Raw genomic sequence first — 5,278 nt, 5'->3', positions numbered from 1 at the left:
ATGGCGGGGGCCATTTCTAGGCGTCGCCATCTTAATGGTCATTGCGTTTATTGGACTCACGATATTAATGCCGTCATCACAAACCGTACAGACGAACAAAAAGAAAACATCACTCGCGGATCCATTCAGGGCGCTGAAGCACCGTTCATTGCTTGTATTGGGGATTGCGGCAGCGCTTTACAACTTCGGATTTTTTACGTTGCTTGCTTATTCCCCGTTTGTACTCGGGCTGGATGAACATGGATTAGGATTCGTTTTTCTTGGCTGGGGCATTCTGCTTGCGATTACATCCGTCTTCATGGCACCGAGGCTTCAGCAGCGCTTTGGCACGGTGACTTCCATGTGTATGATGCTGTTCCTTTTCGCGCTTGTTCTGCTTGCGATGGGAATTTGGACATCGACTCAGTGGGTGGTCATCGCTGCCGTTATTTTTGCTGGAGCTATGCTTGGAAACAACAATACGTTGATTACGACGGCGGTCATGAATGCAAGTCCTGTAGAACGGTCGACCGCATCGGCTGCGTATAGCTTCCTCCGCTTCTTAGGCGGCGCGATTGCTCCCTATGCAGCAGGAAAGCTATCAGAAATCTACAATTCTAGCATTCCCTTTTATGTTGGGGCTGGATTTGTCTTTCTATCTGTTCTGTTTATTTGGCTGAACCAAAGTCATATTCGTCATGTTGACGAGGCGGAAGGAGCTCACTAAGGGTTTGTAAAACTTACGAAACGATCATCATTAGAAAGAAGGTTTTTCATCATGTGTGGAATTACAGGCTGGGTGTCTTGGACCCAAAATCTAATCAATCAAGAATCTATTTTGGAAAATATGACGGCTTCGATTCAGCACCGGGGGCCAGATCGCAGCGGTACGTGGTTGACGGAGCAGGCAGCACTAGGACATCGCCGGTTGATCGTCATCGATCCGGAGGGCGGCAAGCAGCCGATGGTCTATCACGATGGGCCGCATGCGGTGGCACTTAGCTACAATGGAGAGATTTATAATTTCAAAGAGTTACGCGGGGAATTGATCAAGAAAGGCCATCACTTTACCAGTTCATCAGATACAGAGGTACTGCTGCACGCCTATTTGGAATGGGGCGAAGCATGCATCAAGCGCTTGAACGGCATTTTTGCTTTTGCGATATGGGATGAACGAAAGGAACAACTGATGCTTGGAAGGGATCACCTTGGCGTGAAGCCTTTGTATTTTGCCAACCGTGGAAATGATATTATTTTCGGTTCTGAATTAAAAGCGCTGTTTGCTCACCCGGAGGTTGAAGCGGAGATCGATGCTCAAGGGCTTTCTGAAATTTTCGGGCTCGGTCCGATTCGCACGCCTGGTCAAGGGGTGTTCAAAGATATCGAAGAAGTACGCGCCGGTCATTATGTCACGTTCAGAAAAGAAGGCCGTACAACTGAACGCTACTGGACCCTGGAGAGCCGTCCGCATACCGATGATCTTGATACAACGGTAGCTACAATCCGCTCTTATTTAGAAGACACGGTCAAACGTCAGCTCGTCGCTGATCGTCCTGTCGTGTCTATGCTCTCAGGAGGGTTAGATTCCAGCGGATTAACGGCTATGGCAGGGGAAGAGTTTGCTAAAGAGGGCAAGACGTTGAAAACCTATTCGATCGACTTCGAGAACAGTGATCAAGATTTTGAAAAAGATTTCTTGCGCGTAGACTTAGATGAACCGTGGGTGAAGAAAGTTTCTGAACATGTCGGAACAGAGCACAAATCTCTCGTTTTAGATGCAGATACATTGGTGGAAAATTTATTAGTAACGATGAGGGCGCGTGACCTTCCGGGGGTGGGGGAAATTGAAACTTCCCTTTATCTGCTTTTTACGGAAATGGAAAAAGAAGCGACGGTCGCTTTATCTGGCGAATCCGCCGATGAAGTATTCTCCGGCTATCCATGGTTCCATCAGGAAGAATTTCTAGATGCGTATGTATTCCCGTGGCTGATCAATATGAAGGGCATCACTACGGTTCTATCTGATGATATGAAGGAAAAGTTAGACCTTCCAACCTATCAGCAAGAACGCTATGAAGAGGCGCTGGAGGAAGTGCCTGTGCTTGAGGATGAGTCTGAGCTTCAAGCGAAGCAGCGCCGCATGTCGTACATGTTCATTACCCGCTTTCTGCCATTTATGCTTGATCGCAAAGACCGCGCCAGCATGATGACAGGGTTTGAAGTCCGGGTACCTTTCTGTGATTATCGTTTGGTGGAGTATCTTTGGAATGTGCCGATTGAAATGAAGAATGTCGATGGCATTGAAAAAGGCGTGCTGCGCCGGGCATTTGAAGGATATTTGCCAGAGGACGTGCGCTATCGTAAGAAGAGTGCGTATCCAAGCACGAAAGATGACCAATATTTGCAAGGCGTGAGAACCTGGATGCTTCAAATTCTTGATGATCCGAACGCTCCAATTCTTCCTTATATTGATTTGGAAAAAGTGCGTGCGATGGCAGAAGGCAAGAGCACGGGTGTTCAAGATTCTGCCGTTAAGGGTTTGTTTGACTACCTGATTCAAATTAACGCGTGGTTGGATGAATACCAAATCACTGTGACCATTTAACATACTACCTGAAATGCCTGGCTTAGCTTATGAGTCAGGTATTCTTTTGTTTAAGAATAGATCTTCTTTGAGAGAAAACAATTCCCGACTCAAGAATATCTTTCATCGCCTTAGTAAAAGAGTGAGAACATAGGATTCCAAATCAGTGTACCTGGCCCTTATAATGAATCTATGAAAAGGTAAGGTGATTTTTGACAAGAGGAGGAAGCAGAACATGTTGAAAAGAACGAATCCAATAGAGTCTATTTTAAATGAGCATTCCGTTATGATCCTTGATGGAGCCTTAGCTACAGAGCTTGAGACCCACGGGTGTGATCTGGATGATCCCCTTTGGTCTGCACGTGTCTTGTTAGAAAATCCAGACCTCATCTATCAAGTTCACTACGATTATTTCCGATCTGGAGCAGATTGCGCGATCACAGCCAGCTATCAGGCAACCGTAGAGGGGTTTGCAGAACGGGGGATCGGCGAAAACGAGGCGCTTGATTTGATCAAGAAAACCGTAGAGCTTGCTCGAAAAGCGAGAGACGACTTTTGGCAGCAGGAAGGCGGGACAAATCGGCCGAAACCGCTTGTCGCCGCATCCGTCGGTCCATATGGAGCTTATCTCGCTGATGGATCGGAATACAAAGGGAACTATGGCGTAAATGATGAGAGGTTACGAGAATTCCACAGACCTCGTTTGGAGGCTCTGCTAGAAGCGGGGGCAGATCTCCTGGCTATCGAAACGATTCCTTCTTTGCAGGAAGCTGAAGTGATCGGTTCCCTGTTAAAAGAATTTCCCGGTGCTTATGGATGGCTATCCTTTACCTTAAGGGATGGGGCTTCAATCAGTGATGGTACGCCGCTTGAGGAATGTGCCAAAGCATTTGAGGATGATGATCAGATCGCTGCAATCGGAGCCAACTGTACTCCTGTCACCACCGCTGCCGAAGCGGTTAAGGCCCTGGAGGCTCATACAAATAAACCGATTATCGTTTATCCGAATTCCGGAGAAACCTACGACCCAGAAACCAACACGTGGCATGGAGAAGGTTCCGACGGCTTCCATACGCAAGATTGGTATAAAAAAGGAGCACGGATCATCGGTGGCTGCTGCCGTACAGCACCGAAACACATTGTAGAGATGACTAAAACGTGGCGATCCTAAAACTTTAGAAGATTAGAGATCTATCAAAAGACAGCTAACCTGAGATTTTAGCTGTCTTTTTTTGATTGATTCTGTAGAATAAAAAATAGATGACACTATTGAAACACATCTCTCCGCCTTTTTATTAAGTTTGTATCCTACCATTTATCTATTGACCACTTCATGCCGATATATAAAAAGGGGACCATCGTAACAGATTCAGTCCACAACTTAAAAATTTAATGGAGGGTGACCAATGAATCGTTTTAAAAAGTTCATCATCGTAGCCATCGCTGTTTTGCTCGCAGGAGCATCCGTCTCGTTATCTCCGCAAGTCAGTCATGCTGAAAGCCACAAAGAAGACCGTTACCACCATTTCGAAGAACATTTGAATTTCGAGTACCCTTTGAACATTATGTTTGGCGTCATTATGACGTTAAAGAAAGAGCAAGAAGCTCTTCGCTTATCAGAGGCGATTGATATCGTTCACTCTATGAAAAAAGTTGAAGTGATGGACCGTTACCTTGATTTTCGTAGGAATAAAGTAAACCCTAAAGAGATTCGCCTGATCGTAAAGCAGGTGTATGACATAGATTTGGATCGAGTCTCTGAACTAGGAGCTGGAAAGCAAGTGAACACATATCCTGATGAGATAACGGACGGTGTGAAACAGGTGTTAGCTGACCAATCGATTGAAGATTTAGATGAATATATTGAGTCTTTATCTAAGGTTGAAGTCATGGATTTATACTTGGAGTATTACGGGAAAAAGATTGAAGGGCCGGAAATTCGACGTGTCATCAATCAAATTTTCGGTGTGAACCTGGATGGAATCTCCTCATTAGAAGGATCAGGCGTCTCCCTTTTCTCAAAAGATCAGTGGATATCCCAATACGACAATGATTTATTCGTCGTTCATACTGGCCTGACGGATGTAGATGTGTGGGTGTATCCTACAGAATACTTTACAGAGCAAACAGGACTCACAGAACTTCCGACTGGTTTGAAAAACGGGCTTATGGCGTTAGGATTTGAGTATAGTGAAGAAAAAGGAACCCTCTATTATGCAAATCCAACGGGCGAATCGGTTGCGGATCAGTTCAAAGGACATACGCTTGGTACCATCATCGGTTTCATTAAAGGTAATTATGCAGAGTTACTAGAAGGAACACCGTCTCACAAAGACGAATCAAATTCCGATCAATAGGGAAATACAGTAGCAGACTCTATCAATCTATGAGTCTGCTTTTTTCTATTCAAAAGGAGGCGAAAGCGATGGACAAAATAAAAGTGTTGCAAGCAGACATTACTAAGTTAGACGTCGATGCGATCGTCAACGCCGCGAACAAACAGCTGAAGGGCGGTGGTGGAGTGGATGGAGCGATTCATCGTGCTGGAGGTTCAGCGATTATGGAGGAATGCCAGGAGATTGGAGGCTGTGAAACCGGAGAAGCTGTGATTACCACAGCCGGCGAATTGCCTTCTGAAAAAGTCATTCACACCGTAGGACCTGTTTGGAATGGAGGAAACAAAGGGGAAGAGGAACAACTTGCCGCCTGTTATCG

The 5,278-nt window shown here is 45.7% G+C and carries 5 protein-coding genes; all 5 read left to right on the top strand.

Annotated elements, in window-relative coordinates; translation table 11 throughout:
* The coding region (locus tag LD39_RS08735) for an MFS transporter (RefSeq protein WP_035545277.1) at positions 1-706 on the top strand (706 nt) is incomplete at its 5' end.
* Between the two features lie 51 nt (positions 707-757).
* Positions 758-2,584, top strand: a complete 1,827-nt coding sequence (gene asnB, locus LD39_RS08730) for an asparagine synthase (glutamine-hydrolyzing) (RefSeq protein WP_035545273.1) — start codon at positions 758-760, stop codon at positions 2,582-2,584.
* Positions 2,585-2,798: 214 nt separating this feature from the next.
* Entirely contained in the window at positions 2,799-3,734 is a 936-nt protein-coding gene (mmuM, locus tag LD39_RS08725) for a homocysteine S-methyltransferase (RefSeq protein WP_035545271.1), read from the top strand.
* Between the two features lie 235 nt (positions 3,735-3,969).
* The gene (locus LD39_RS08720) at positions 3,970-4,920 is read left to right on the top strand and encodes a hypothetical protein (protein WP_052158786.1); all 951 of its coding nucleotides are present in this window, start codon (positions 3,970-3,972) and stop codon (positions 4,918-4,920) included.
* A 68-nt stretch (positions 4,921-4,988) separates the two neighbouring features.
* On the top strand, positions 4,989-5,278 hold a 290-nt coding region (locus tag LD39_RS08715; protein ID WP_035545269.1), incomplete at its 3' end, for a macro domain-containing protein.

The organism is Halobacillus sp. BBL2006 (genome assembly GCF_000786645.1).
Taxonomy (GTDB): Bacteria; Bacillota; Bacilli; order Bacillales; family Halobacillaceae; genus Halobacillus.
The sequence above is the reverse complement of the archived record's forward strand: the minus strand, read 5'-3'. Positions and strand labels throughout refer to the sequence as shown.